The organism is Knoellia locipacati (genome assembly GCF_007992835.1).
In the GTDB taxonomy this organism is placed as follows: domain Bacteria; phylum Actinomycetota; class Actinomycetes; order Actinomycetales; family Dermatophilaceae; genus Knoellia; species Knoellia locipacati.
This window is the reverse complement of record NZ_BKBA01000009.1, coordinates 144176-170772: the sequence shown is the minus strand read 5'-3', so window position 1 is coordinate 170772 and position 26597 is coordinate 144176. Positions and strand designations below refer to the sequence as shown.

General features: G+C 69.8%; 23 protein-coding genes. 11 read left to right on the top strand and 12 right to left on the bottom strand.

The window, feature by feature from the left end; translation table 11 throughout:
• Nucleotides 1-21: 21 nt before the first annotated feature.
• From KLO01_RS12330 to KLO01_RS12295, 8 genes are all read right to left on the bottom strand, one after another.
• Nucleotides 22-1224 carry a phosphoglycerate kinase gene (locus tag KLO01_RS12330; RefSeq protein WP_147065583.1) on the bottom strand — a complete coding sequence of 401 codons (1203 nt, stop codon included), beginning with the start codon at nt 1222-1224 and terminating at the stop codon, nt 22-24.
• A 14-nt stretch (nt 1225-1238) separates the two neighbouring features.
• A complete protein-coding gene (gene gap / locus KLO01_RS12325; RefSeq protein WP_147065581.1) occupies nt 1239-2243 on the bottom strand; it encodes a type I glyceraldehyde-3-phosphate dehydrogenase in 1005 nt (334 codons plus the stop codon).
• 236 nt (nt 2244-2479) lie between these two features.
• Nucleotides 2480-3376, bottom strand: a complete 897-nt coding sequence (locus tag KLO01_RS12320; protein ID WP_147065580.1) for a type IV toxin-antitoxin system AbiEi family antitoxin domain-containing protein — start codon at nt 3374-3376, stop codon at nt 2480-2482.
• Nucleotides 3377-3577: 201 nt separating this feature from the next.
• Entirely contained in the window at nt 3578-4558 is a 981-nt protein-coding gene (whiA, locus tag KLO01_RS12315) for a DNA-binding protein WhiA (protein WP_147065578.1), read from the bottom strand.
• 20 nt (nt 4559-4578) lie between these two features.
• Nucleotides 4579-5535 (bottom strand): gluconeogenesis factor YvcK family protein, encoded by a 957-nt coding sequence (locus KLO01_RS12310; protein ID WP_147065576.1) that lies wholly within the window; start codon nt 5533-5535, stop codon nt 4579-4581.
• On the bottom strand, nt 5532-6422 hold the full coding sequence (gene rapZ / locus KLO01_RS12305) for an RNase adapter RapZ (RefSeq protein ID WP_147065574.1): 891 nt from the start codon (nt 6420-6422) through the stop codon (nt 5532-5534). The genes KLO01_RS12310 and rapZ overlap by 4 nt, the downstream gene beginning before the upstream one ends.
• Nucleotides 6415-8370, bottom strand: a complete 1956-nt coding sequence (gene uvrC, locus KLO01_RS12300; RefSeq protein WP_147065572.1) for an excinuclease ABC subunit UvrC — start codon at nt 8368-8370, stop codon at nt 6415-6417. Before uvrC ends, rapZ begins: the two co-directional genes overlap by 8 nt.
• A gap of 61 nt (nt 8371-8431) precedes the next feature.
• Nucleotides 8432-8914, bottom strand: a complete 483-nt coding sequence (locus tag KLO01_RS12295; protein ID WP_147065570.1) for a Rieske (2Fe-2S) protein — start codon at nt 8912-8914, stop codon at nt 8432-8434.
• A gap of 220 nt (nt 8915-9134) precedes the next feature.
• Here KLO01_RS12295 and KLO01_RS12290 point away from each other — a divergent pair, with 220 nt between their 5' ends.
• From KLO01_RS12290 to KLO01_RS12270, 5 genes are all read left to right on the top strand, one after another.
• The gene (locus KLO01_RS12290; protein WP_147065568.1) at nt 9135-10334 is read left to right on the top strand and encodes a branched-chain amino acid ABC transporter substrate-binding protein; all 1200 of its coding nucleotides are present in this window, start codon (nt 9135-9137) and stop codon (nt 10332-10334) included.
• A 112-nt stretch (nt 10335-10446) separates the two neighbouring features.
• Nucleotides 10447-11370: a branched-chain amino acid ABC transporter permease gene (locus KLO01_RS12285; RefSeq protein WP_147065566.1), complete on the top strand. Its 924-nt coding sequence runs from the start codon at nt 10447-10449 to the stop codon at nt 11368-11370.
• A complete protein-coding gene (locus KLO01_RS12280) occupies nt 11367-13145 on the top strand; it encodes a branched-chain amino acid ABC transporter permease (protein WP_147065564.1) in 1779 nt (592 codons plus the stop codon). Before KLO01_RS12285 ends, KLO01_RS12280 begins: the two co-directional genes overlap by 4 nt.
• Nucleotides 13142-14008 carry an ABC transporter ATP-binding protein gene (locus KLO01_RS12275; RefSeq protein WP_147065562.1) on the top strand — a complete coding sequence of 289 codons (867 nt, stop codon included), beginning with the start codon at nt 13142-13144 and terminating at the stop codon, nt 14006-14008. Before KLO01_RS12280 ends, KLO01_RS12275 begins: the two co-directional genes overlap by 4 nt.
• A gap of 5 nt (nt 14009-14013) precedes the next feature.
• Entirely contained in the window at nt 14014-14718 is a 705-nt protein-coding gene (locus KLO01_RS12270) for an ABC transporter ATP-binding protein (protein WP_246136220.1), read from the top strand.
• Nucleotides 14719-14808: 90 nt separating this feature from the next.
• Here KLO01_RS12270 and uvrA read toward each other — a convergent pair whose 3' ends face one another.
• Nucleotides 14809-17988: an excinuclease ABC subunit UvrA gene (gene uvrA, locus KLO01_RS12265; RefSeq protein ID WP_222611974.1), complete on the bottom strand. Its 3180-nt coding sequence runs from the start codon at nt 17986-17988 to the stop codon at nt 14809-14811.
• A gap of 74 nt (nt 17989-18062) precedes the next feature.
• Between uvrA and KLO01_RS17210 the strand changes: the two genes are divergently transcribed.
• From KLO01_RS17210 to KLO01_RS12245, 5 genes are read left to right on the top strand one after another with little or no spacing between them, the layout of a single operon-like run.
• Nucleotides 18063-19211: a hypothetical protein gene (locus KLO01_RS17210; RefSeq protein WP_186828037.1), complete on the top strand. Its 1149-nt coding sequence runs from the start codon at nt 18063-18065 to the stop codon at nt 19209-19211.
• Between the two features lie 5 nt (nt 19212-19216).
• Nucleotides 19217-19906 carry a maleylpyruvate isomerase family mycothiol-dependent enzyme gene (locus KLO01_RS17205; RefSeq protein WP_186828036.1) on the top strand — a complete coding sequence of 230 codons (690 nt, stop codon included), beginning with the start codon at nt 19217-19219 and terminating at the stop codon, nt 19904-19906.
• 1 nt (nt 19907) lies between these two features.
• Nucleotides 19908-20573, top strand: a complete 666-nt coding sequence (locus KLO01_RS12255; RefSeq protein ID WP_147065556.1) for an MBL fold metallo-hydrolase — start codon at nt 19908-19910, stop codon at nt 20571-20573.
• A 21-nt stretch (nt 20574-20594) separates the two neighbouring features.
• The gene (locus KLO01_RS12250; protein WP_307725671.1) at nt 20595-20996 is read left to right on the top strand and encodes an HNH endonuclease; all 402 of its coding nucleotides are present in this window, start codon (nt 20595-20597) and stop codon (nt 20994-20996) included.
• Nucleotides 20997-21000: 4 nt separating this feature from the next.
• Nucleotides 21001-21873 (top strand): EamA family transporter, encoded by an 873-nt coding sequence (locus tag KLO01_RS12245; RefSeq protein ID WP_147065554.1) that lies wholly within the window; start codon nt 21001-21003, stop codon nt 21871-21873.
• A gap of 32 nt (nt 21874-21905) precedes the next feature.
• On the opposite strand, the gene KLO01_RS12240 is transcribed toward KLO01_RS12245, so the two are convergent.
• A complete protein-coding gene (locus KLO01_RS12240) occupies nt 21906-22889 on the bottom strand; it encodes a TerC family protein (RefSeq protein WP_147066069.1) in 984 nt (327 codons plus the stop codon).
• A gap of 398 nt (nt 22890-23287) precedes the next feature.
• Between KLO01_RS12240 and KLO01_RS12235 the strand changes: the two genes are divergently transcribed.
• Complete coding sequence (locus KLO01_RS12235) at nt 23288-24118, top strand: alpha/beta hydrolase family protein (RefSeq protein WP_147065552.1); 831 nt, start codon at nt 23288-23290, stop codon at nt 24116-24118.
• On the opposite strand, the gene KLO01_RS12230 is transcribed toward KLO01_RS12235, so the two are convergent.
• Together KLO01_RS12230 and uvrB are read right to left on the bottom strand one after the other, a co-directional pair.
• Nucleotides 24082-24438, bottom strand: coding sequence for an MmcQ/YjbR family DNA-binding protein (locus KLO01_RS12230; protein ID WP_147065550.1), 357 nt, complete (start codon nt 24436-24438; stop codon nt 24082-24084). The two genes, KLO01_RS12235 and KLO01_RS12230, sit on opposite strands and share 37 nt — an antisense overlap.
• Nucleotides 24439-24466: 28 nt before the next feature.
• Nucleotides 24467-26581: an excinuclease ABC subunit UvrB gene (uvrB, locus tag KLO01_RS12225; RefSeq protein ID WP_147065547.1), complete on the bottom strand. Its 2115-nt coding sequence runs from the start codon at nt 26579-26581 to the stop codon at nt 24467-24469.
• Nucleotides 26582-26597: the final 16 nt, after the last annotated feature.

The window sequence follows — 26597 nt, the reverse complement described above, 5'->3', positions numbered from 1 at the left end:
GGCCTTGGCCATCGGGTTCCTTCAGCTTTCGTCGAGGACGGTGATGCCGGGGAGGTCCTTGCCCTCGAGGTACTCGAGGCTGGCACCCCCGCCGGTGGAGATGTGGCCGAACTGGTCGTCGGTGAACCCGAGCTGCCGGACGGCCGCGGCGGAGTCGCCGCCGCCGACGACGGTGAGCGCACCGTCGGAGGTGATGTCGACGAGCGCCTGGGCGATCGCGGCGGTGCCGGCGGCGTAGGGCGCCATCTCGAACGCACCCATGGGGCCGTTCCAGAAGACCGTGCGGCAGTCGGCGAGCTTCTCGGCGAAGAGCGCCGAGGACTCCGGGCCGATGTCCAGTCCCATCCGGTCGGCGGGGATCGCGTCGATCCCCACGACCTCGTGGTCGGCGTCGGCCGAGAACTCGGTGGCCGCGACGACGTCGACGGGCAGCACGATCTCGACGCCACGCTCCTGCGCCTGCTCGAGGTAGCCCTTGACCGTGTCGACCTGGTCGGACTCGAGCAGGCTCCTGCCCACCTCGTGGCCCTGAGCCTTGAGGAAGGTGAAGACCATGCCGCCGCCGATGAGGAGCCGGTCGGCGGTCTGGATGAGGTTGTCGATGACCGCGAGCTTGTCGGACACCTTCGCGCCACCCAGCACCACGGCATACGGGCGCTCGGGATCGGTCGTGAGTCGACGCAGGACGCCGACCTCGGTCTCGACGAGACCACCGACCGCGGACGGGAGCAGGCGGGCGACGTCGAAGACCGACGCCTGCTCGCGGTGCACGACCCCGAAACCGTCGGAGACGAACGCGTCCGCGAGCTCGGCGAGCTGACCCGCGAACTCGGCCCGCTCGTCGGCCGACTTGGCTGTCTCGCCGGCGTTGAACCGCAGGTTCTCGAGGAGCACGACGTCGCCGTCCTGTGCCGCCCCGACCGCCGACCGGGCGCTCTCGCCCACGGTGTCGCTCGCGAAGGTCACCTCGCGCCCGAGCAGCTCGCCCAGACGGGTGGCCACGGGGGCGAGCGAGTACTTGTCCTCGGGGGTGCCCTTGGGCCGCCCGAGGTGGGCGCACACGACGACGCGTGCGCCCGCCTCGGACAGGGCCTTGATCGTCGGGACGGAGGCACGGATGCGCCCATCATCGGTGATCGTGGCGCCCTCGAGCGGGACGTTGAGGTCGGACCGGACGAGGACGCGCTTGCCCCGCAGGTCGCCCAGGTCGGCGATCGACTTCATGTGGGGGTCTCCGGTCAGAGGGAGGTGCCGACGAGGGTGACGAGGTCGGCGAGGCGGTTGGAGTAGCCCCACTCGTTGTCGTACCAGCCGACGACCTTGACCTGGTTGCCGATGACCTTGGTGAGGCCGGCGTCGAAGATGCAGGAGGCGGGGTCGGTCTCGATGTCCTTGGAGACGATCTCGTCCTCGGTGTAGACGAGGATGCCCTTGAGCGGGCCCTCGGCGGCGGCCTTGATCGCGGCGTTGACCTCCTCGACGGTGGTCTCGCGACCGGCCTCGAACGTGAGGTCGGTGGCGGAGCCGGTCGGGACGGGGACGCGCAGGGCGTAGCCGTCGAGCTTGCCCTTGAGCTCGGGCAGGACGAGGGCCACGGCCTTGGCCGCACCGGTCGTCGTGGGGACGATGTTGAGCGCGGCGGCGCGGGCGCGACGGAGGTCCTTGTGCGGGCCGTCGTGGAGGTTCTGGTCGCCGGTGTAGGCGTGGATCGTCGTCATGAGGCCCTTGACGATGCCGAACTCGTCGTTGAGGACCTTGGCCATCGGCGCGAGGCAGTTCGTCGTGCACGAGGCGTTGGAGATGATCGTGTGCTGGTCCGCGTCGTAGGCACCGTCGTTGACGCCCATGACGATGGTGACGTCCTCGTTCTTGGCCGGGGCCGAGATGATGACCTTCTTGGCACCGTTGTCGACGTGCACCTTGGCCTGGTGGGCGTCGGTGAAGAAGCCGGTCGACTCGATGACGACGTCGGCGCCGACCTCGCCCCACTCGAGGTTTGCGGGGTCGCGCTCGGCGAACACCTTGAAGGTCTTGTCGCCGGCGGTGATGTCGGTGTCGGTCGACGTGACGTCGCCGTCGAAGCGACCCAGGATCGAGTCGTACTTGAGCAGGTGCGCCAGCGTGGCGTTGTCGGTGAGGTCGTTGACGGCGACGATCTCGATGTCGGCGCCGGACGCGATCACAGCGCGGTAGAAGTTGCGGCCGATGCGGCCAAAGCCATTGATGCCAACGCGGACAGTCACGAGCGGTCTGCCTTCCGAAGAGGTTGGGGGCGCACATGGAGGGGCCACGGCACCCGTGATGCCCCCAACCCTAGTGGTGTGACCCGGGTCACGTTCGCGGAGGTCCGCAGTGCGGAACGCTTGCTCCCGCTCCCCCACCGTCAGCATTATCGGGTCACCCGATAATGCTGGGCCCGACCCGAGGTGCCAGATGGGGTCGAGCGGGAGGAAGTCGGGTCGAGCGAGGTCGTGGGGTCTCAGGCCGCGACGAGAGCCGAACGGATCCACCCGACGACCCGGCTCGGTTGCTGGAGATCGCTCCACACCACCCTGATCACGGTGTAGCCGAGGCGGCGCAACCTGTCCTCACGCCGTTTCTCGGCAAACAGTGCGTCCGGTCCCCCGTCGGCGTACTTCACCATGCCGTCGAACTCGATGATGATCTTGGTCCCCTCGACGACGAAGTCGACCCGCGCGACGAATCCTCCGTCGGGGTCGAGGATGGTCACCTGCGGAACGAGTCGTATGCCGGCCGCGAAAGCGAGTACTCCGAGCCGGCTCTCGCCCACGGACTCGCGCCGCCCGTCGCTCATGGTGAGCATGGTCCGGGCGCGACCGCTGTGCGGATGCCCTCTCACCAGGCCGAAGGCCGCCTCGAGCTGACCTGCGTCGACCAGACGTCGTCGCAGGGCGTCGTCCGCCGCGATCGTGCCGGCCGTCGGGCCGGCATCGAGCGAGAAGTGCACGACGCTCGAGGCCACGTCGCAGGCTGGAAGCCCGCCGGCACTCTCGCGAGCTCCGTGCAGCGGTCGCATCCGGAAGGACTGGGTGAGGATCTCGTGCCGCAGCGGACGGACCAGGTCGACCCGTGACGGCAGCGCCGGCCAGACAGGAACACCCCTCAACGCGAGCGCGGACGCACTGCTGATGACGGCATCGGGATAGATCAAGGTGGCCGCGACGGCGAGCCGCCGGTGGATCACCTCAGGAGGTGCCTCGAGGCGACCCACCGCGTAGACACCACGGCATACGGACTCGATCCGGCCGCGTTTGCGCAGACGGGCCAGGCAAGAACGGTCGAGACCGAGGGCGGCCGCCTCCGCGGTCGTGAAGAGCGCGAACTCGCTTCGGCCCAAGGGCAACAGGTCGGTCATGGCACGAGCGTGCCCAGCGTGCCCGGGGACGACCAGACCGATTCACCTCACCTGTGGACAGGGCCCGCGCGCTCAGAGCCCTGTGGACAACGGCGTCCGCCACCCGCTCGACCTGAGTTTGTTGCGCTCGACCCGAGATGCCGACCAGGGTCGAGCCCAGCATTATCGGGTCACCCGATAATGCTGGCCCGCAACCAGGGGTCAGGTGTCGAGCATGTCCGGGGTGAGGTTGGCGTCGGTGCCGGGCAGGCCGAGGTCCTCGGCACGCTTGTCGGCCATGGCGAGCAACCGCCGGATGCGACCGGCCACGGCGTCCTTGGTCATCGCCGGCTGCGCCAGCTGGCCGAGCTCCTCGAGCGAGGCCTGCTTGTGCTGGAGGCGGAGCTGACCGGCCTCGCGCAGGTGGTCGGGGATGTCGTCGCCGAGGATCTCGAGCGCACGCCCGACCCGGGAGCCGGCCGCCACCGCGGCCCGGGCGGACCGGCGCAGGTTGGCGTCGTCGAAGTTGGCGAGACGGTTGGCGGTGGCGCGCACCTCGCGCCGCATCCGCCGCTCCTCCCAGGCCATGACGGCGTCGTGGGCGCCGAGACGGGTGAGCATGGCGCCGATGGCGTCGCCGTCGCGGATGACGACGCGGTCGATCCCCCGGACCTCACGGGCCTTGGCCTGGATGCCGAGCCGGCGCGCGGCGCCGACGAGGGCCAGGGCGGCCTCTGGACCGGGGCAGGTGAGCTCGAGCGCCGACGAGCGGCCGGGCTCGGTGAGGGACCCGTGGGCGAGGAAGGCCCCGCGCCAAGCAGCCTCCGCGTCGCACACCGACCCCGAAACAACCTTGGGCGGCAGACCCCGCACCGGGCGTCCGCGACCGTCGATGAGCCCCGTCTGCCTCGCCAGCGCCTCGCCGTCCTGGACGACCCGCACGACGTAGCGACTGCCCTTGCGCAGCCCACCGGCCGCGAGAACGAGCACCTCGGGCGTCTGGCCGTAGAGCTCGTGGATCTCGCGACGCAGCCGCCGTGCGGCGTTCGCCGTGTCGAGCTCGGCCTCGACGACGATCCGTCCCCCGATGATGTGCAGACCGCCCGCGAACCTCAGCGTGGCGGCGACCTCCGACTTGCGGCAGCAGGGCTTGGTCACCTCGTGGCGGCTGAGCTCGTCCTTCACCTTCGCCGTCATAGCCATGCCGGTCATCCTGCCACGCGTCATCGGGGGCGGCCTCCGGACCCAAGGATGTCCTGCAGCGCGGCCGCGAGCCGGAGCCGGTCGTGCTGGGTGGGAGACGTCGACATGCCGACCGGGTGGACGTGCAGCTCGGCACCGACCTCGCGACACGCCTCAGCGAGAGCGGATTCGTCGTCGACGACCGACGGGTCGGCAAGCACGGCGTCGAGCTGGATCTCGGGTGCGTAGGCGGCGAAGGACTGGAGGTGGTGGATGGCGCTGAAGCCGGCCGTCTCGGTCGTCACCATCTCGAGGTTGAGCACGAGAAGCCGCTTGGCCCGGGTCACGGCCAGCGCCTCGGCGAGGTCCGGGACGAGCAGGTGCGGCATCACCGACGTGAACCACGAGCCCGGCCCGAGGACCACCCAGTCGGCCGATCGGATCGCGGCGACCGACTCGGGGTAGGCCGGCGGGTCCGGCGGCAGCAGCCTCACCTCACGGACCTGGCCACGGGTCTTGGCGACCTGGGCCTGGCCGCGCACGACCGAAAGCTCGTACGGCGACTCCGGCCGGGCGCCGAGGACGTCGGCCTCGATGTCGAGCGGCACCGCGGCCATCGGCAGCACCCGGCCACGGGCGTTGAGCAGGCGACCAACGAGCTCTAGCCCGGCGACGGGGTCGTCGTGGAGCTCCCAGAGGGCGACGATGAGGAGGTTGCCGAGCGCGTGGCCGCCGAGCGGGCCGGTGCCCTCGAAGCGGTGCTGGAGCACGTCGCGCCAGGTGTGGCCCCACTCGGTCTCCTCGCACAGCGCCGACAGCGCCATCCGCAGGTCGCCCGGGGGCAGGACGCCGAACTCGCCGCGCAGCCGGCCCGAGGACCCGCCGTTGTCGGCGACGGTGACGATCGCGGTGATCTCGTCGGTGACGAACCGCAGCGCCGCCAGTGATGCAGACAGGCCGTGACCACCACCGAGCGCCGCGACGACCGGGCCGCTCACTCGCGTCCCAGGTCTCGGTGGACGAGGAAGGTGTCGATCCGGTCGGTGCGCAGGCGCTCGGCCAGGGCCTCGGACATCGCGACCGAGCGGTGCTTGCCGCCCGTGCAGCCGACCGCGAGCGTGGCGTAGCGCCGCCCCTCCGACAGGTAGCCACGGGTGACCGGCTCCATGAGCGCGGTGACCCGGTCGAGGAACTCCTCCGCACCGTCCTGACCCAGGACGTGGTTCGAGACCTCGGGGTCGCGCCCGTCGAGGTTGCGCAGCTCGGGCACCCAGAACGGGTTGGGCAGGAAGCGCATGTCGAAGACGAAGTCCGCGTCGAGGGGGACGCCGTACTTGAACCCGAACGAGAGCAGGGCCAGCCGCAGCGACGGGGCGCGGTTCTGGCCGAACAACGGCGAGACCTTGCGCGCGAGCTGGTGGACGTTGAGCCCCGAGGTGTCGATGACGATCTGCGCGCGCGAGCGCAGGTCGCGCAGGACCTCGCGCTCGTTCTGGATGCCGTCGAGGAGACGTCCCTCACCCTGCAGGGGGTGCGGGCGCCGCACGGACTCGAACCGGCGCACGAGCGCCTCGTCGGTGGCGTCGAGGAAGACGAGCTGAGGGGTCCACCCCTTCTCGCGCAGCTGCTGCACCGCACCGTCGAACGCCGCGAAGAACTGCTTGCTCCGCACGTCGACGACGGCGGCGATCTTGATCGCGTCGACGGTGTCGCGCGTCTGGTTGCCGAGGTCGGCCATCGACGCGAGGAGCTGCGGCGGGAGGTTGTCGACGACGTACCAGCCCTGGTCCTCCATGACGTTGGCCGTCGTGGTGCGCCCGGCCCCGCTCATCCCCGTCACGATGACGAAGTCGGCCCCGGATGCCGTGCCGGCGTCCTCAGTCATTGCTCTCCCTGTGCTCGTCGACGATCTCGCCGGTCATGAGGTTCACGGTCGGTTCCGCTGGTGCACCAGTCAACTCGCGTTGGAGGACCTCCGCCAGTGCACGGCCGATGCCGGGCACCTCGAGGAGCTCCTCGGGGCTCGCGGCGCGGATCCGCTTGACCGAGCCGAAGTGGCGCAGCAGCGCCTTGCGCTTGACGTCGCCGAGCCCCGGTATGCCGTCCAAGGCCGAGTTGGTCATGGCCTTGCTGCGGCGCTGGCGGTGAAAGGTGATCGCGAAGCGGTGGGCCTCGTCGCGCAGGCGCTGCAGCAGGTACAGACCCTCGCTCGTGCGCGGCAGCACCATGGGGAAGTCCTGGCCGGGCACCCAGACCTCCTCGAGGCGCTTGGCGAGCCCGACGACGGCGACGTCGACGATGCCGAGGTCCTCGATGGCCCGCGCCGCGGCGTTGACCTGCGGCAGGCCACCGTCGACGACGACGAGCTGCGGCGGGTAGGCGAAGCGCGTCGGCCGGCCGGTCTCCTCGTCGAGGCCCTGCGGCTCGTCGCGGTCCTTGAGGTAGCGGCGGAAGCGACGGGTGAGGACCTCGTGCATCGCCGCCGTGTCGTCGGTGGCGCCGGTCTCGCCCTCGCCGCGCACGATGAACCGGCGGTACTCGCCCTTGCGGGGCAGCCCGTCCTCGAACACGACCATCGACCCGACGACCTGCGTGCCCTGCACGTGGCTGATGTCGTAGCACTCGATCCGCAGCGGTGACTCGTCGAGCTCGAGGACCTCCTGGAGCTGCGAGAGCGCCTGCGACCTGGCCGTGAGGTCGCCGGCCCGGGCGACCTTGTGCCGGGCCAGGCTCTGCGTCGCGTTGCGTGCGACGGTCTCCATGAGGGTCCGCTTGTCACCGCGCTGGGGCACCCGCAGGTCGACCCGGCTCCCCCGCAGCCCGGACAGCCACTCGCCCAATGACTGGTCGTCGTCTGGCAGCACGGGGACGAGCACCTCGCGGGGGACGCTCTCACCCTCCTCGCCGCCGTAGAGCTGCTGGAGGAGGTGTCCGACGACCTCGGGCACCGTCTCGAACTCCTTCTCGGCGACCCAGCCGCGCTGGCCCCGGATCCGGCCGCCACGCACGTGGAACACCTGCACCGCGACCTCGAGCTCGTCGTCGGCGAGGGCGAACACGTCGGCGTCGGTGCCGTCGCCGAAGACCACGGCGGACTTCTCGAGCACCCGCTGCAACGCCCCGATGTCGTCACGCAGGCGGGCGGCCTGCTCGAACTCGAGCTCGTCGGAGGCGGCCTTCATCTGGCGCTCGAGCCGCTTGACGAACTTCGAGCTCTCGCCGGCCATGAAGTCGCAGAAGTCCTCGGCGATCTGCCGGTGGTGCTCGGCGTCGACCCGCTCGACGCACGGTGCGGAGCACTTGTCGATGTAGCCGAGCAGGCACGGGCGCCCCACCTGGCTCGCCCGCTTGAACACCCCCGCCGAGCAGGTGCGCATCGGGAAGACCCGCAGCGCCTGGTCGAGCGTCTCGCGGATCGCCCACGCGTGTGCATAGGGCCCGAAGTAGCGGGTGCCTTTGCGCTTGGCGCCGCGCATGACCTGCGCCCGGGGGAACTCCTCGCCCATGGTCACGGCGAGGTAGGGGTAGGACTTGTCGTCGCGGTACTTGACGTTGAACCGCGGGTCGAACTCCTTGATCCACGAGTACTCGAGCTGGAGCGCCTCGACCTCGGTCGTGACGACGGTCCACTCGACGCTCGCGCCCGCGAGCACCATCGACGCGGTCCGCGGGTGCAGCTGCCCGATGTCCTGGAAGTAGGAGGACAGGCGCGAGCGCAGCGACTTGGCCTTGCCGACGTAGATGACGCGGCCGTCCTTGTCCCGGAACCGGTAGACCCCCGGGTCCGTGGGGATCTCCCCCGGCCGGGGACGGTAGGTCGAGGGATGGGCCACAGCCCAACCCTAGGACGAGCCACCGACGTGACCGAACGGCATACCCGGGTATGCCGTCCGCTCAGGTGACGCTGATGCCGTCGGCTCCCACGGTGACCTTCTTCTCGGGCAGGGCCTTGGTGGCCGGGCCGCTCTTGACCTCGCCCGTGGCGATGTCGAACTTGCTGCCGTGGCAGGCGCAGTTGATCGTGCCGCCGTCGACACCGGACACGGTGCACCCCTGGTGGGTGCAGACGGCGGAGAACGCCTTGTAGTCGCCCTCGGTGGGTTGGGTGACGACGACCTTGGCCGCGTCGAACACCTTGCCGCCGCCGACGGGGATGTCGGCCTTCTTCGCGAGGTCCTTGGCCGCGCTCGCAGCACCGGACGCCGCGTCGCTCACGGCCTCACCGACGGCCTTGTCGGGCTCGGACCCGCAGGCGGTCAGCCCGACACCGGCGACCGCGACCACACCCACCGCGCGCAGGGCCTCTCGACGGCCGCAGCACCCGAGGACCGGCGTTGCGGTGGTCGAGGTGGCCTCACCTTCAGAATTCGTCTCCATCGCGTCAGTATGCCGATGGATTCTGTTGTCTGCCTGTGAAGATCGCACACAAATGTGTGCTTTCCGCCTTGGTAACGACTCGGCACAATATCCGCGAACTGCTCTGGAAAACGGAGGGGCCGTGGCTATTGTTCGGGTGCTCGCACACCCGTCGCGAGCTCCCCGGCTCACTGCCCGGGGAGAAAGAATTCCAGGAGGAAACGTGGCTCAGCGTTCCGTCATGACCGTCGGCGCTTCGATGCTGGTGGCTTCACTCGCCCTCGCAGGCTGTGGCACCCGCGGCGAGGACAGCAACGACACCGGCGGCAGCACCGGCGGCAGCGCCAAGGTCGCCAAGATCGGCGTCATCGCGCCCCTCTCCGGTGACCTGTCGGCACTCGGCAAGGGCATCCAGCACTCGGTCGAGCTCGCCGTCAAGCAGGCCAACGACTCCAAGGCGATCCCCGGCTGGACCCTCGAGGTCGAGGCCGTGGACGACGAGGGCAAGGCCGATGTCGGCAAGAACGGCGCGACCAAGCTCGCGTCGGACGACCAGGTCATCGGCGTCGTCGGCAACCTCAACTCGAGCGTCAGCCAGCAGACCCAGCCGGTCTTCGCCGCCGCCAACATCACCCAGATCTCCCCGGCCAACACCGGTCCCAGCCTGACCCGCGGCGCGGACGGCAACTCGCGTCCCTACAAGACCTTCTTCCGTACCTGCACCACGGACATCGCGCAGGGTGGCTTCGCGGCCAAGTTCCTCATCGACCAGGGCATCAAGACGGTCGCGACGATCCACGACAAGAAGACCTACGGCCAGGGCCTGGTCAAGTACTTCACCGAGGCCTACAAGGCCGCCGGTGGCACCGTGGTCGCCGCCGAGACGATCAACCCGGACGAGTCCAACTACGCCCCGGTCGTCTCCAAGGTCGCCCCGTCCAAGCCCGGCGCCGTCTACTACGGCGGTGAGTACCCGCAGGCGGGTCCGCTGTCCAAGCAGATGAAGGCCGGCGGTCTCAACGTCCCGCTCATGGGTGGCGACGGCATCTTCGACCCGAAGTTCGTCGAGCTCGCGGGCTCCACCTCCAACGGCGACCTCGCCACCTCGGTCGGTGAGCCCACCGAGAACAGCGAGGCCGGCAAGAAGTTCCTCGCCGACTACGAGGCTGCCAAGTACCCGGAGGCCGCTGCGGCCTACGGCGGCTACTCGTACGACGCGGCGAACGCCATCATCGAGGCCCTCAAGACCTCGCTCAAGGACGCCAAGGACCCCAAGAGCGCCCGCCAGGCCACCGTCGACGCGGTCGGCAAGGTCTCGTTCGACGGCGTCACCGGCAAGGTCTCGTTCGACGAGTTCGGCGACACCCTCGTCAAGGTCATCACGGGCTACAAGGTCGAGGGCGGCAAGTTCGTCAGCGTCAAGTCCGAGAACGTGAGCTGACCGGCTGAGTCCGACACGCTGACGTAGTTCATTCGAGCAGGGGCGGACGAAGGTCCGCCCCTGCTTGAATGTGCCAGCCCTTTCAAACCCAGGAGAGGTGACGGGTCCAACGATGACCGAGTTCCTGCAACAAATTGTGAACGGCTTGACCCTCGGGTCGCTGTACGCCCTGATCGCCGTCGGCTACACCGTCGTCTACGGCATCGTGCAGCTGATCAACTTCGCCCACGGTGAGGTCTTCATGATCGGGGCGTTCGGCGCCCTGGCGACGTGGACCGTCCTCTTCAAGGGCCAGACCGGCCTGTGGGTCCTGCCGATCATGGTGCTCGGCGCCGTGCTCGTCTCGGTCCTCACGGCCGTGGTCATGGAGCGGATCGCCTACCGGCCCCTGCGCGGCGCGCCCCGGCTCGCCCCGCTCATCACCGCCATCGGCATCTCGGTCTTCCTCCAGGAGGCCGTCCGCCTGTTCTACCCCGGCGCCAAGAGCAAGCTCTCCTTCCCCGAGATCGACGTCGTCACCGGCCCCGGCATCGCCGTCGCCGGCCTCAACATCCAGCGCGCCGCGGTCTTCACCGTCGGCGCGCTCCTCGTGTCCGCCGCCCTCCTCTGGTACTTCGTCAACCGGACTCGGCTCGGCCAGGGCATGCAGGCCGTCTCTCAGGACCCGGACACCGCCCAGCTCATGGGCATCAACGTCAACCGCATCATCGTCATCGCCTTCGCGCTCGGTGCCGCCCTCGCAGCAGTCGGTGGCGTGGCGCAGGGCCTGCTCAACTCCAACATCGACTTCCGGATGGGCTTCCTCGCCGGCCTCAAGGCCTTCACGGCGGCCGTCCTCGGAGGCATCGGCAACATCCAGGGCGCGATCGTCGGTGGACTCGTCCTCGGCATCGCCGAGTCGATGGCGACCCAGTTCATCCCCGGCCAGTTCGGTGGATCCGCATGGAAGGACGTGTGGGCGTTCGTGCTCCTCATTCTCGTGCTCGTCTTCAGGCCCCAGGGCCTGCTCGGCGCCCGGGTGGTGGACCGCGCATGAGCACCTCGACCCCTTCGAACCCGCCCACGCAGGCCACCTCGGTCGCGCCCGCCCACTCCGACCACGACGACGAGCTCGTCAAGGTCCACTGGCTCGACCGTGTCCCCGGCCGCGGCAACCCGGCGGCCTGGCCGCTCGGCCTCGCCGGTGCCCTCGTCCTCATCGCGGGCACGTTCCTCTCGTGGAGCTACACCAGCGACGTGCTCGGTGACCTCTCGGTCAACTTCTGGCCCGGTGGCGTCCAGATCTGCATGATCGTCCTCGGTCTCGTGGCCCTCGTCCTCCTGCTGGCGCACCGCGGGCCGCTGGCGGGCCTCGGTGCGTGGCTCGACACGGCGACGTCCGTCCGGGCCCTCGGGCTCGGAGCCGTGGCCTACATGCTCGGCGCGCTCGGCACCATCGCCGTGAAGTCTGGCGGGATCATCAACATCAACCCGGGTGGCTGGATCTCCCTCGTCGGCGCGCTCATGCTCGCCGCGTCGGGTCTCATGCTCGTCTCCCGCCAGACCAAGGACCCGCTCTTCGCGAAGACGTCGTCATGGCTCGAGATCTGCACGATCATCGTGCTCATGGCGCTCGTCCTCTTCGGGGCGGCGTACGCCCTCGACGTGGGTGACGGTGCGAGCTTCGTGCTGTTCCTGCTCTTCGTGGCGTCGGTGGCCTGGGGCCTGTCCAAGGCGGGCGTCTTCACCTGGATCGGGCTCATCTCGCAGAAGAACCGCCAGGTCCTCATGCTCGGCGCCTTCGCGGTGGCGTTCCTCTTCCCGTTCACCCAGGGCGGCTCCGACGAGAACATGTCGATCGCGACGCAGGTCCTGATCTTCGCGGCCACCGCACTCGGCCTCAACATCGTCGTCGGCCTCGCCGGACTGCTCGACCTCGGCTACATCGCCTTCCTCGGTGCCGGTGCCTACGTCGGTGCGACGCTGTCCGCCTCGGCGTTCGCGACGATCGACTGGAAGCCACCGTTCCTCATCGTGGTGCTGCTCGGAGCGTGTTTCTCGGCGCTCCTCGGCCTCATCATCGGATCGCCGACACTGCGCGTCTCGGGCGACTACCTCGCCATCGTGACGCTCGCCTTCGGTGAGATCTTCCGCCTGACGATGGGCAACCTCGACGGCAACAACGGTCCCGTGCTCACCAACGGGCCCAACGGCATCCCGGCCATCCCGGACCTCAACTTCTTCGGGTTCGACTTCGGGCAGCCACACGTCATCGCCGGGATCACCCTGGGCCGGTTCGCGAACTACTACTTCCTGCTGCTCGTCATCGCGGCGATCATCATCCTCGTCTTCACGCGGCTCAACAACAGCCGCATCGGACGTGGCTGGGTCGCCATCCGCGAGGACGAGAAGGCTGCTGAGGCCATGGGCGTCAACGTCTTCGGCCTCAAGCTGTTCGCCTTCGCCGGTGGTGCGTTCCTGGCCGGCATGGCCGGAACCGTCAAGGCGCACCACGACGTGTCCGTCACGCCCGACCAGTACATCTTCCTCGAGTCCGCGTTCCTGCTCGCCGCCGTCGTCCTCGGTGGCATGGGCACGGTCGCCGGTGTGCTCGTCGGCGCCACGATCCTCAAGCTCCTCCCCGAGAAGCTCCGCTTCGTGGCCGACTACCGGCTGCTCATCTTCGGTCTGGTCCTCGTCCTCATGATGCGGTTCCGCCCGGAGGGCCTCGTGGCCAGCCAGCGTCGCAAGCTCGAGTTCCACGAGGACGACGAAGAGCTCGCGCAACGCATCGAAGAAGTCCATCTCGAGGAAGCGGAGGCCAAGGCATGACCGCCACGGACACCACCCCCGTCAGCACGCCCGACTCCTCGGGCGCACCGATCCTCGAGGCCCGCGGCGTCACCATGCGCTTCGGCGGTCTCACCGCGGTCAAGGACGTCGACATGACGGTCCACCCGGGCGAGATCGTCGGGCTCATCGGGCCCAACGGCGCGGGCAAGACGACGTTCTTCAACTGCCTCACCGGGCTCTACAAGCCCACCGAGGGCGAGGTGCGCCTGCTGGGCGAGGTCATCCCGCCGAAGCCGAGGGCGGTCGTCATGGCCGGCATGGCCCGGACGTTCCAGAACATCCGGCTCTTCGCCAACATGACGGCCCTCGAGAACGTCATGGTCGGCCGCTACTGCCGGACCAGCTCGATGGCGCTCACCTCGATCCTTCGTGGACCGAAGTTCCGGCGTGAGGAGGAGGCCACCCGGGCACGCGCCCAGGAGCTCCTCGAGTTCGTCGGGCTCGGGAGCTCCGCCGAGAACCTCGCCCGCAACATGCCCTACGGCGACCAGCGCCGGCTCGAGATCGCCCGGGCCCTCGCGACCGACCCCAAGCTCATCCTGCTCGACGAGCCCACGGCCGGCATGAACCCGCAGGAGACCAAGCAGGCGAGCGACCTCATCTTCCGGATCCGCGACAGCGGTCTGGCGGTCGTCGTCATCGAGCACGACATGCGGTTCATCTTCAACCTGTGCGACCGCGTCCTGTGTCTCGTGCGTGGCGAGGTGCTCGTCCAGGGCTCGCCCGGTGAGGTCCAGTCCGACCCGCGCGTCATCGAGGCCTACATCGGTGGCGGCGACGACGACGAGGACGACGATGCAGCAGGTGCTGCGGCCGACCCGACCAAGGAGGAGCAGCAGTGAGCACCATGCTCGAGGTCAAGGACCTCGTCGTCGCCTACGGCAAGATCAAGGCCGTCAAGGGCATCAGCTTCACGGTCGACGAGGGTCAGGTCGTCAGTCTCATCGGCACCAACGGCGCCGGCAAGACGACGACGCTGCGGACCATCTCCGGCCTGCTGCGTCCCGCGAGCGGATCGATCCGGTTCCAAGGCAAGCGGATCGACGAGACCCCGGCCCACGACATCGTCAGCCTCGGCCTGGCCCACTCCCCCGAGGGTCGGCGGATCTTCCCCCGCCTCTCGGTGGAGCAGAACCTCCTCCTCGGGGCGTTCGCCCGTCGCGACGGTGACATCAAGAAGGACCTCCAGGCGGCATACGACCTGTTCCCGATCCTCGGCGAACGCCGGGCGCAGGCCGCGGGCACCTTCTCCGGTGGCGAGCAGCAGATGCTCGCCATGGGCCGGGCCATGATGAGCCGCCCCAAGCTGCTCATGCTCGACGAGCCGTCGATGGGTCTGTCGCCGCTCATGATGAAGACCGTCATGTCGACCGTGACCACGCTCCAGGAGCAGGGCACGACGATCCTGCTGGTCGAGCAGAACGCCCAGGCCGCGCTCAAGCGGGCGAGCAAGGGCTACGTGCTCGAGGTCGGCAAGATCGTCCTCTCCGGCACCGGCGCCGAGCTCCTCGAGAGCGACGAGGTCCGCAAGGCCTACCTCGGCGAGGACTAGGGCCTCGAACCCGACACCACGAGGGCCCCGCACCGTTCCCGGTGCGGGGCCCTCGTGGTGTCGGACGACGTGGGTATGCCGTCTGCTCGCCTAGGCGCTCTTGCGTGGCGTCCGCTTGGCTCCGGTCGTGCGCGCGGTCGCCGTCGTGGCCGAGGCGGACCGGGCGGCCGCGGTCTTCTTGCTCGCCGACGCGGTGGCCTTCGTGGCCGCCGCCTTCTTGCCGGTGGCCTTCGTGGCCGCGGTCCTCTTGGCCGGCGCCTTCTTGGCGGCGGCCTTGCTCGTGCTCTTGGTGGCCGGAGCCTTGGCCGTCGCCTTCGTCGGGGTCGACCGGGTGGTCGTGCGGGAGGTCTTGGCGAGGACCGGGGCGAGGAAGCGACCGGTGTGGCTGTCGGGGTGGGCCGCGACCTGCTCGGGGGTGCCGGTGGCGACGACGGTGCCGCCCTTGTTGCCACCCTCGGGCCCGAGGTCGACGATCCAGTCGGCGCTCTTGATGACGTCGAGGTTGTGCTCGATGACGAGGACGCTGTTGCCCTTGTCGACCAGCCCCTGAAGGACGCCCAGCAGCTTGCGGATGTCCTCGAAGTGCAGACCGGTGGTCGGCTCGTCGAGGACGTAGATCGTGCGACCGGTCGAACGCTTCTGGAGCTCGGTCGCGAGCTTGACGCGCTGCGCCTCACCACCGGAGAGCGTCGGCGCGGGCTGACCGAGCCGGACGTAGCCAAGGCCGACCTCGTTGAGCGTCGTCATGTGGCGGGCGATCGCGGGAACCGCGGCGAAGAACTCGGCGGCCTCCTCGATCGGCATGTCGAGCACGTCGGCGATCGTCTTGCCCTTGAAGTGGACCTCGAGCGTCTCGCGGTTGTAGCGCGCACCGTGGCACACCTCGCACGGGACGTAGACGTCGGGCAGGAAGTTCATCTCGATCTTGATCGTGCCGTCGCCGGAGCAGGCGTCACAGCGCCCGCCCTTGACGTTGAACGAGAACCGGCCGGGCTGGTAGCCGCGGATCTTGGCCTCGGTCGTCGTCGCGAAGAGCTTGCGGATCGCGTCGAAAACGCCGGTGTAGGTGGCCGGGTTGGACCGCGGGGTGCGGCCGATCGGTCCCTGGTCGACGTGGACGACCTTGTCGAGGTGCTCGAGCCCGGTGACCGTGCGGTGGCGGCCCGGGACGTGGCGCGCGCCGTTGAGCTTGTTGGCGAGAACGTTGTAGAGGATGTCGTTGACGAGGGTCGACTTGCCCGACCCGGAGACGCCGGTGACGGCGACGAGGTTGCCGAGGGGGAAGCTCGCGCTCACGTCGTGGAGGTTGTGCTCGCGGGCGCCGACGACCGTGACCTCGCGGTCGGGGTCCTGCGGGCGGCGCTCGGCGGGAAGCGGGATCTCCTCGCGACCCGAGAGGTACTTGCCGGTGAGCGAGGTCTCGTGGGTGAGGAGGTCGGCGACGGTGCCGCTGTGGACGACCTCGCCACCGTGCTCGCCGGCGCCGGGGCCGATGTCGACGACCCAGTCGGCCGTGGCGATGGTGTCCTCGTCGTGCTCGACGACGATGAGGGTGTTGCCGAGGTCGCGCAGTCGGGTCAACGTCTCGATGAGCCGGTGGTTGTCGCGCTGGTGCAGGCCGATGCTCGGCTCGTCGAGGACGTAGAGGACGCCGACGAGGCCGGAGCCGATCTGGGTCGCGAGCCGGATTCGCTGGGCCTCGCCACCGGAGAGCGTGCCCGCCGGGCGGTCGAGGCTGAGGTAGTCGAGCCCGACGTCGAGCAGGAAGCCGAGACGGGCGTTGATCTCCTTGATGACCCGCTCGGCGATCTGGCGCTCACGGACCGTGAAGTCGACGTCCTCGAGGAACTTCGCCGAGTCCGAGATCGGCAGCGCGCAGACGTCGGCGATGCTGCGACCCCCGATGAGCACGGCGAGCGACTCGGGCTTGAGGCGGCTGCCCCGGCACGAGGGGCACGGCACCTCGCGCATGTAGCCCTCGTAGCGCTCACGGCTCCACTCGGAGTCGGTCTCGGCGTGGCGACGCTTGACGAACGGGATCGCACCCTCGAACCCGGTCGTGTAGGACCGCTCGCGACCGAAGCGGTTGCGGTACTTGACGTGGACCTTGTGGTTGCGACCGTGGAGCAGCGACTCGCGGGCCCGCTCGGGCAGTGCCCGCCACGGCACGTCGACGCTGAACTTGAGCTCGGTGGCCAGGGCGCCGAGGACGCGCTGGAAGTACTCGGAGGCGCCGCTGCCGGAGGCCCACGGCGCGATCGCGCCCTCGGCCAGGCTCAGCTCGTCGTTGGGGACGATGAGGTCGGCGTCGACCTCGAGCTCGGTGCCGATGCCGGTGCAGACCGGGCAGGCGCCGAAGGGCGAGTTGAACGAGAACGAGCGCGGCTCGACCTCGTCCATGGTGAGCGGGTGGTCGTTGGGGCAGGCCATCCGCTCGGAGAAGCGACGCTCCCGGGGCAGACCGCTCGGGTCGTCGTCAGTGGTGATGTCGACGAACTCGATGACGACGACTCCCCCGGCGAGGCCGAGCGCGGTCTCGACCGAGTCCGTGAGCCGGCGCTTGGAGGAGGCGTCACCGCCCTTGCTCACGAGGCGGTCGACGACGACGTCGATGCTGTGCTTGATCTGCTTCTCGAGCTTGGGCGGCTCGGTCAGCGAGATGACCTCGCCGTCGACCCGGGCCCGGGCGAAGCCCTTGGACTGGAGCTCGGCGAAGAGGTCGACGTACTCGCCCTTGCGCGCACGGACCACCGGTGCGAGCACCTGGAAGCGGGTGCGCTCGGGCAGCTCGAGCAGGCGGTCGACGATCTGCTGCGGGCTCTGACGGGTGATCGGCTCACCACAGGTGGGGCAGTGCGGTCGCCCGGCGCGTGCGAAGAGGAGACGGAGGTAGTCGTAGACCTCGGTGATCGTGCCGACGGTCGAGCGCGGGTTGCGGTTGGTGGACTTCTGGTCGATCGACACCGCGGGCGAGAGCCCTTCGATGAAGTCGACGTCGGGCTTGTCCATCTGCCCGAGGAACTGCCGGGCGTAGGCGGACAGCGACTCGACGTAGCGGCGCTGGCCCTCGGCGAAGATCGTGTCGAAGGCGAGCGAGGACTTGCCCGAGCCCGACAGCCCCGTGAAGACGACGAGGGAGTCCCGCGGCAGCTCGACGGAGACGTCCTTGAGGTTGTGCTCGCGCGCGCCACGCACGACGAGGTGGTCGTGGGTGGCGCTCCCGGAGCGTCGAGCGGGGGAAGGGGTCACAGCAGAAGTCACGTCCTCCATGCTAGGTGGCCCCACCGACAACCCCCGATTCCGAGCCGGTCCGCACTCACCCCGTGAGAACTAGAGTGACGGACGTGAGCGTGCGCGCCGGGCTCGTCGGGGCGGTGGTGGGGTCCGCCGTGCTCCTCGGGGCGTGCACCCAGGGCACCGAGGAGGGCCGCTCCCCTGCTCCTGCTGTGGCGCAGCTCACCTGGGAGCGGGTCGCCCTGCCGGGCTCGCTCGCCCCCGAGACCCTCGCGACCACCACCGACCTCGTCGTCGTGGGCGCCCACGGGCCCGGCAGGCCGCGTCCGCACCTCCTCGTCGGTCCGGACGCCACGACCCTGCGGGAGGTGGCGCTCACCCCGCGGTCGCCGTACGCCTTCGAGGCGCACTGGTTCGGCATCACGACCCACGGCGACCGGATCGACGCGATCGCGGGTGCGCGCGGCGGCGCGCACGGCAACTACCGCTGGTCGACGTGGAGCGGTGACACGAAGGGTGTGGCCGAGCAGGAGCAGCCGTTCGGCGTCTTCGGGAGCTATGGCGCCGGTGACCTCGCGGGGATTGCGTATGCCGGGGACGCCCCTGTCGTCCTCGGCGCCTGGCAGAGCCAGCAGACCGGCATGGACGTCGCCACGTGGACCCGGACGGGCAACCGGTGGGCCCGGGTGCCCTCGACCGGCACTCCCCTGGCGAGCACCGCCCAGGAGCTCGCCGACGCCCGGGTCGTCACCTCCCGCGGTGACGGGATGCTCCTCGGCGGGTCGGTCACCCACCTCGCTCCCGGGGCCGTCGAGGTCGAGCCGGTGGCCTGGTCCGCGCCCGGACCGAGCGGTCCGTGGGCACGGGTCGGCCTCCCCCGGACGGGCGACAGCGGCACCGCCGAGGTCCAGGGCGCCCGCTGCACCGGCGACCGCTGCCTGCTCACCGGGGTCACGGACGGGCACCTGTCCGTCTGGCAGGTGGACGCGGGCACCCCGCGCGAGCTGACCGGCATACCGGCTGTCGAGATCCCCGAGAACGGCTCGGTCCCCTCCCCTGTGACCCTCGCCGGGAACGACGTCGTCGTCGCCCCGACGGCCTCGGGCTCGACCGTGCTGCGCCGCAACGGCGAGTCGTGGACCAGCACCGGGGGACCGTCGGGGACACCCACGTCGGTCGTCACCCACGGCGACGAGCTGTGGGTCGTCACGAGCGACGACTCGGGGGCCACCACGCTGTGGCGGGCGCGCGTAGCCTGACGACCGTGACCGACCTCCTCGCCGCCATCGACACGCACACCGCCAGGCTCGTCTCGGAGGCCCGCGCCTGCGACGACCTCGCCGCGCCCAGCCTCTGCGAGGGCTGGAGCCGCGACCACGTGCTCAACCACCTCGCCCGCAACGCCGAGGCGCTGTGCCGGCTCGTACGCTCGGCCGTGGACGGCACCGGCGAGACCATGTACGCCTCGCCGGAGCGCCGCGACTCCGACATCGACGACGGCGTCGGGCGCCCCGCGGACGTCGTCGTGAGCGACGTCGAGGACACCGCCGTCCCGCTCGCCGAGGACCTGCGTCGGCTCGGCCCCGAGCACCGCGACCTCGTGCTCGAGCGCACCCCGGGCGGCCCGACGTTCAAGGGCGGGATGCTCCCGTTCATGCGGCTGCGGGAGGTCGTCTACCACCACGTCGACCTCGACCTCGACTTCGGCTTCGACGACCTCGCCGGCGACCTCCAGGTGCTGTTCATCGAGAACGAGCTCAAGCGGCAGCAGGGCGTTGCCGGAGCACCCTCCCTCACCCTGCGCAGCGACGAGGGTGACGTCTGGACCCTCGGCGACGGCAACGACGAGGCACCCGTCACCGGCTCGCGTGGCGGCATCCTGCGGTGGCTGGCCCGCCAGGACCCCAGCGGTGTCCGGGCCGAGACGCTGCCCGAGCTCACGACGGGACTGTGACATGACGGCGTACGACGGAGACGTCTCCCCCGGGGACGCGACGCAGACCCGCGAGCTCGAGCGGCTGGTCATCCGCAAGGTGGCGGTGTCGGAGATGTCGAACAACGCCTACCTGCTCACCTGCCGCGCCACCGGCGAGCAGCTGCTCGTCGACGCCGCGGACGACGCCGCCCGCCTCGCAGCGCTCGTGCGCGAGGGCAGCGGCAGCCTCGACCACCTCGTGACGACGCACCAGCACTGGGACCACGTGCGCGCGCTGGCCGCGCTCGTCGATGCCTTCCACCCCCGCACCTACGCCGGCGCCGACGACGCGGACGCCCTGCCCGTGCGTCCCGACGTCAGGCTGCGGCAGGGCGACACCATCGCGTTCGGCGAGGTGCGGCTCGACGTCGTGCACCTGCGCGGCCACACCCCCGGTTCGGTCGCCCTCGCCTACGACGACCCCGCCGGATCGACCCACCTCTTCACGGGCGACTCGCTCTTCCCCGGCGGCATCGGCAACACGAAGAACGAGGGCCAGAGCTTCGACAGCCTCATCGAGGACGTCACGACCCGCGTGTTCGACGTCTACGACGACGCGACCTGGGTCTATCCCGGTCACGGCGGCGACACCACCCTCGGTGCCGAGCGCCCGCACCTCGCGGAGTGGCGCGACCGCGGCTGGTAGCCCTCGACCTACATTGGCGTCGTGGCGGTCAAGCGGAGTCGGAGAGCCGTGGCGGCGCGTCGGCGCAAACGGCGGATGGACGCCGTCGAGCACGACCTCAGCGACGAGCAGTGGGCGGCGGTGCAGGCCGCCTGGGGAGGCTGCGCCTACTGCGGCGCCACCGACCGGCCGCTCCAACGCGACTGCGTCCTGCCCATCTCGCGCGGCGGCCGCTACACCCTCGACAACATCGCACCGGCCTGCGGACCCTGCAACGCGAGCAAGTGCAACGACGAGGTCACCGGGTGGCTGCGTCGCAAGCGCTACGACGAGCGCGCGTTCCTCGAGCGCCACGTGGCGGTCCGCGCCCTGCTCGTCACCCCGCCCGTCGCCGTCTCACGGGGTGGCGCGGACGCGGCCGGTGAGCCACCGGTCCTAGCCTGACGAGGTGTCGCGCCTCAACTCGGTTCCCGCTCCCCTGCTCGTCCTCGCCGGAGTGGTCTCCGTCCAGTTCGGCGGGGCGCTCGCCGCCACGCTCGTCCCCGAGATCGGCGCCGGCGGGTCGGTCGTCATGCGGCTCCTCTTCGCCACGGTCATCCTCGTCGCCATCGCGCGACCGCGGTTCCGTGGGCACTCGCGTCGCGCCTGGCTGACCGTCGTCGGGTTCGGCCTGGCGCTCGGGCTGATGAACTTCACGTTCTACGGCTCGCTCGCCCACCTGCCCATCGGCGTCGCCGTGACGATCGAGTTCCTCGGTCCGCTGCTGCTCGCGGCCGTGCTCTCGCGCCGGCTGCTCGACCTCGCCGCCGTGCTCGCCGCCGCTGCCGGGGTGCTGCTCATCTCGGAGGCGCTGTCCGTCCCGTTCGCCGAGCTCGACTGGACCGGGCTGGGACTCGCGGCGACAGCGGGAGCGTTCTGGGCGGCATACATCATCTTCAGCGGGCGCACGGGTGCCGAGTTCGACAAGCTCGAGGGCCTGGCGCTGGCCATGATCGTCGCCACGGTCGTGACCCTGCCGTTCGGGATCGCGTCGGTGCCCGAGTGGGACGCCAGGACGCTCGCCCGCGGTCTCGGCATCGCCGTGCTGTCGTCGGTCCTGCCGTACTCCCTCGAGCTCGTCGCCCTGCGCCGGCTCACCGCCAAGGTGTTCGGGATCCTGCTCAGCCTCGAGCCGGCCGTCGCCGCCCTCGCGGGGCTGCTCGTGCTCGGGCAGGTCCTCCACGGCACCCAGCTCCTCGGGATGGCGCTCGTCGTCCTCGCCTCCGCGATCGTCCTCGGCCTGGGAGCGCGCAAGGACCCCGCCGAGTCGACGGGGTCCTAGCGGCCTTCGCACGGCGTATGCCGTGACGCAGGTCAGGCGTTGATCTCCTGCTTGGCGTCGCGCTTGGTCTTCCAGAGGCTGGCGACCGTGGTCACGCCGAGGATGACGACGATCGCGCCGAGCGAGACGGCGATCGGGATCTCCGGGACGTCGAAGTGCTCGCCACCGTTGATGAACGGCAGCTCGTTCTCGTGCAGCGCGTGGAGGATGAGCTTGACGCCGATGAACGCGAGCAGGACCGACAGGCCCAGGCTGAGGTAGACGAGCTTCTGGAGCAGGCCACCGAGCAGGAAGTACAGCTGGCGCAGACCCATGAGCGCGAAGAGGTTCGCCGTGAGGACGAGGTACGGCTCCTTGGTGAGGCCGTAGATCGCGGGGATCGAGTCGAGCGCGAACAGCAGGTCGGTCGTGCCGAGCGCGAGGACGACGATGAAGAGCGGCGTGACGACGCGCTTGGCGTTCTCCTTGACGAAGAGCTTGCTGCTCCACTCCTTCGTCGAGGGCAGGGTCTTCTCGACCCACTTCATGAAGCGGTTCTCCTCGTACTCCTCGTCGTCGCTCTCGCCCTCGGTCGCGAGCTTGACCGCGGTGTAGATGAGGAACGCGCCGAAGATGTAGAAGACCCACGAGAAGTTGTTGATCGCCGCGGCGCCGAGCCAGATGAAGATGCCGCGCAGGACGATCGCGATGATGATGCCCCACATGAGGGCCGTCTGCTGGAACTTCTCGGGCACGGCGAACTTCGCCATGATGAGCAGGAAGATGAAGAGGTTGTCGACCGAGAGCGAGTACTCGGTCAACCAGCCGGCATAGAACTCACCGGCGAGCTGGCTCCCGTGGCTGACCCACACCCAGATGCCGAAGAGCACGGCAGCGCCGATGTAGAACGACAGCGCGGCGACGAGCTCCTTGGTCGAGGGGCGGTGCGGGTTGCGCGCGATCATGACGACGTCGAACAGCAGGACGGCAGCGGCCACACCGATGGTGAGGAACCACTGCCAGGTGGCGACGTTCATCGACGGCGTCGCGGCCGCGAGTGTGCTGAGGGTGTGCAAGTGCGGAACCTTCCGAGGGTCGGGTACGTGTCCCGGAGGTCTCTCCCGCCCGTGGGGCTGGACCGGATCCCCGGGCCTGTCGAACGGCCGTGATGACGAGGAGTCCGCGCTGGGGATACTCCCCTCCGCTCGGACGATTCTCGCATGCGCGGAGCGCATCGCGAGACTCTGCCGGCGCGGAGTGGGCCCGCCCTCCGTTCGTCACGGCTTCGCTCGTGAGATGAATCTTGACCAGCGGAGCCCCCCGCGCTCGACCCGACTTTGTCTCGCTCGACCCCGGATGCCAACCGGGGTCGGGCCCAGCATTATCGGGTGACCCGATAATGCTGACGGCGGTCGCGGCGGCCTAGGCTGCGGGAGTGCCCACGCGCCGATCGGTCCTGCTCGCGGCGGCGGCCCTCCCCCTCGGCGCGTGCTCGGACGGCAGCACCGACTCCCCCACGACCACGGAGCTCACGACCATGCGCGTCACCTATGGCGAGGACCCGTCGCAGTTCGCAGAGCTCACCCGGCCCGACGGCGAGAGCAAGGGCGTCGTCGTCGTCATCCACGGCGGCTTCTGGAAGGCGGAGTACGACCTCGAGCTCGGCCGCCCCCTCGCGACGTCGCTCGCCGAGCGCGGCTGGACCGCGTGGAACATCGAGTACCGCCGGGTCGGCGCCGGCGGCGGCACCCCGGCGACGTTCGACGACGTGCACGCCGCGATCGAGCGGCTCGCCGGCATCGAGGGAGTCGACACCTCCACCGTCCTCACGCTGGGACACTCCGCGGGCGGTCACCTCGCGGTGTGGGCCGCCGGCCGCCAGCGGTATGCCGCGTGGGACAGTGCGAAGGTCCACGTCACGGGTGCGCTGTCGCAGGCGGGGGTGCTCGACCTCGTGCAGGCCTCCGCCGACGACCTGGGTTCCGGGGCCGTGGAGGGACTGCTGGGTCACCGCGCCACCCCGGCCGACAAGGCCTACGACCCGCAGCAGCAGCTGCCGCTCGACGTGCCGGTGCGGTGCATCCACGGCCGCGCCGACGACATCGTGCCGCCGACCCAGTCCACGGGCTACGTCGCGGCGGCCACGTCAGCCGGCGCCGATGCTGCCGTCGAGCTGGTCGACGGCGACCACTTCGTCGTCATCGACACGGAGTCGGCGACCTGGACGCGTCAGCTCGAGCTGCTCGACGAGCTCGCCGGGCGCTGACGGCGCGGCAGCGTGGCGACGACGAGGTCGTAGGACGTGTCGACGGCCTCCCGGATCGCGTCGTCCGGGATCGCCCCGCCGACCGTCAGGGTGTTCCAGCCGTGGCGGCCGATGTAGGCCATCACCGACGCGTCCTGCGGGAACTCGGCGATCCACTCGTCGGCCTCGGCCCGGGTCCCGAGCTTGACGCCCACCGCCCCGCCACCGAGGAACGCGAAGATCTTGTCGCCGACCTTGGCGACGTCGTCGCCCTCCCACGGCTGGTCCGCCCATGCGCCGGGCTTGCCGAGCGCGTAGGACGACAGCTCCTCGGGGGTCACGCCCGCTCGCCAGCCGAGCCGTCGCGGGTCACTTGGTGGCCTCGCTCATCTGGCGGAGCTCCTTCTTGAGGTCACCGAGCTCGTCACGAAGCCGTGCCGCCAGCTCGAAGTGGAGGTCCGCGGCCGCCTGGTGCATCTGGGTCGTGAGCTCCTGGATGAGGTTGGCGAGGTCGCCCGCGGCCATCCCGGCCAGCCGGTCGGTGCCCACGGTGACCGCGTCGGCGGCCAGCGCCCCTCGCCCGCCACGACCGCCGTCGGCCTTGCCGCGCGACCGGGCTCGCCCGGACCCGAGCAGCGCCTCGGTGTCGGCGTCCTCGCGCTCGAGCATGTCGGTGATGTCCGCGATCTTCTTGCGCAGCGGCTGCGGGTCGAGCCCGCGCTCGGTGTTGTAGGCGATCTGCTTCTCGCGCCGGCGCGAGGTCTCGTCGACGGCCTCGGCCATCGACGGGGTGACCTTGTCGGCGTACATGTGGACCTGGCCGGAGACGTTGCGCGCCGCTCGACCGATCGTCTGGATGAGCGAGCGGGCGGAACGGAGGAAGCCCTCCTTGTCGGCGTCGAGGATCGAGACGAGCGAGACCTCGGGCAGGTCGAGACCCTCACGGAGCAGGTTGATGCCGACGAGCACGTCGTACTCGCCGAGGCGCAGCTCGCGCAGCAGCTCGACGCGTCGCAGCGTGTCGATGTCGGAGTGGAGGTAGCGGACGCGCACCCCCTTGTCGAGGAGGTAGTCGGTGAGGTCCTCGGCCATCTTCTTGGTCAGCGTGGTCACGAGGACGCGCTCGTCCTTGGCCGCACGCTCGTTGATCTCGTGCAGCAGGTCGTCGATCTGCCCCTTCGTCGGCTTGAGCACGATCTCGGGGTCGATGAGGCCCGTCGGCCGGATGATCTGCTCGACGACGCCGTCGGCCTGGGCGAGCTCGTAGTTGCCCGGCGTCGCCGACAGGTAGACGGTCTGGCCGATCCGCTCGAGGAACTCCTCCCACTTGAGCGGTCGGTTGTCCATCGCCGACGGCAGCCGGAAGCCGTGGTCGACGAGCGTGCGCTTGCGCGAGGCGTCGCCTTCGTACATCGCGCCGATCTGCGGGACGGTGACGTGCGACTCGTCGAGCACGAGGAGGAAGTCCTCGGGGAAGTAGTCGAGGAGGCAGTTGGGGGCGGTGCCGGCGGTGCGTCCGTCGAGGTGCATCGAGTAGTTCTCGATGCCCGAGCACGACCCGACCTGGCGCATCATCTCGATGTCGTAGGTCGTGCGCATGCGCAGGCGCTGCGCCTCGAGCATCTTCCCCTGGCTCTCGAACGTCTTGAGCTGCTCCTCGAGCTCGTGCTCGATGCCGGCGATGGCTCGCTCCATCCGCTCGGGACCGGCGACGTAGTGGGAGGCGGGGAAGACGTACATCTCGGTCTCCTCGCGCACGATCTCGCCGGTGAGCGGGTGCAACGTGTAGATCTTGTCGATCTCGTCGCCGAAGAACTCGATGCGGACCGCGAGCTCTTCGTACTGGGGAATGATCTCGACGGTGTCGCCCCGCACCCGGAACGTGCCACGGGTGAACGCGAGGTCGTTGCGGGAGTACTGCATCTGGACGAAGCGGCGCAGCAGGTCGTCGCGGTCGAGCTCGTCGCCCACGCGCAGCTGGACCATCTTGTCGACGTACTCCTGCGGCGTGCCGAGACCGTAGATGCACGACACCGACGCGACGACGATGACGTCACGCCGGGTGAGCAGCGAGTTGGTCGCCGAGTGCCGCAGCCTCTCGACCTCGTCGTTGATCGACGAGTCCTTCTCGATGTAGGTGTCGGTCTGCGGAACGTAGGCCTCGGGCTGGAAGTAGTCGTAGTAGCTCACGAAGTACTCCACCGCGTTGTCGGGGAGCAGCTCGCGGAACTCGTTGGCGAGCTGCGCGGCCAGCGTCTTGTTGGGCGCCATGACGAGGGTCGGCCGCTGCACCTGCTCGACGAGCCAGGCAGTCGTCGCCGACTTGCCGGTGCCGGTGGCGCCGAGGAGCACGACGTTCTGCTGGCCGGCGTTGATCCGCTCGGCCAGGTCCTTGATGGCGGCCGGCTGGTCACCGGCGGGCTCGAAGTCGGAGACGACCTTGAAGGGCGCAACCGTGCGCTTGAGGTCGGTGGTGGGACGCATACGGACACGGTATGCC

Bases quoted from the DNA above. Each gene is read 5' to 3' on its own strand.
- KLO01_RS12330 (WP_147065583.1), bottom strand. From the start codon at position 1,224: ATGAAGTCGATCGCCGACCTGGGCGACCTGCGGGGCAAGCGCGTCCTC.
- KLO01_RS12320 (WP_147065580.1), bottom strand. From the start codon at position 3,376: ATGACCGACCTGTTGCCCTTGGGCCGAAGCGAGTTCGCGCTCTTCACG.
- whiA (WP_147065578.1), bottom strand. From the start codon at position 4,558: ATGGCTATGACGGCGAAGGTGAAGGACGAGCTCAGCCGCCACGAGGTG.
- rapZ (WP_147065574.1), bottom strand. From the start codon at position 6,422: ATGACTGAGGACGCCGGCACGGCATCCGGGGCCGACTTCGTCATCGTG.
- KLO01_RS12295 (WP_147065570.1), bottom strand. From the start codon at position 8,914: ATGGAGACGAATTCTGAAGGTGAGGCCACCTCGACCACCGCAACGCCG.
- KLO01_RS12290 (WP_147065568.1), top strand. From the start codon at position 9,135: ATGACCGTCGGCGCTTCGATGCTGGTGGCTTCACTCGCCCTCGCAGGC.
- KLO01_RS12285 (WP_147065566.1), top strand. From the start codon at position 10,447: ATGACCGAGTTCCTGCAACAAATTGTGAACGGCTTGACCCTCGGGTCG.
- KLO01_RS12280 (WP_147065564.1), top strand. From the start codon at position 11,367: ATGAGCACCTCGACCCCTTCGAACCCGCCCACGCAGGCCACCTCGGTC.
- KLO01_RS12275 (WP_147065562.1), top strand. From the start codon at position 13,142: ATGACCGCCACGGACACCACCCCCGTCAGCACGCCCGACTCCTCGGGC.
- KLO01_RS12270 (WP_246136220.1), top strand. From the start codon at position 14,014: ATGCTCGAGGTCAAGGACCTCGTCGTCGCCTACGGCAAGATCAAGGCC.
- uvrA (WP_222611974.1), bottom strand. From the start codon at position 17,988: ATGGAGGACGTGACTTCTGCTGTGACCCCTTCCCCCGCTCGACGCTCC.
- KLO01_RS12255 (WP_147065556.1), top strand. From the start codon at position 19,908: ATGACGGCGTACGACGGAGACGTCTCCCCCGGGGACGCGACGCAGACC.
- KLO01_RS12240 (WP_147066069.1), bottom strand. From the start codon at position 22,889: ATGAACGTCGCCACCTGGCAGTGGTTCCTCACCATCGGTGTGGCCGCT.
- uvrB (WP_147065547.1), bottom strand. From the start codon at position 26,581: ATGCGTCCCACCACCGACCTCAAGCGCACGGTTGCGCCCTTCAAGGTC.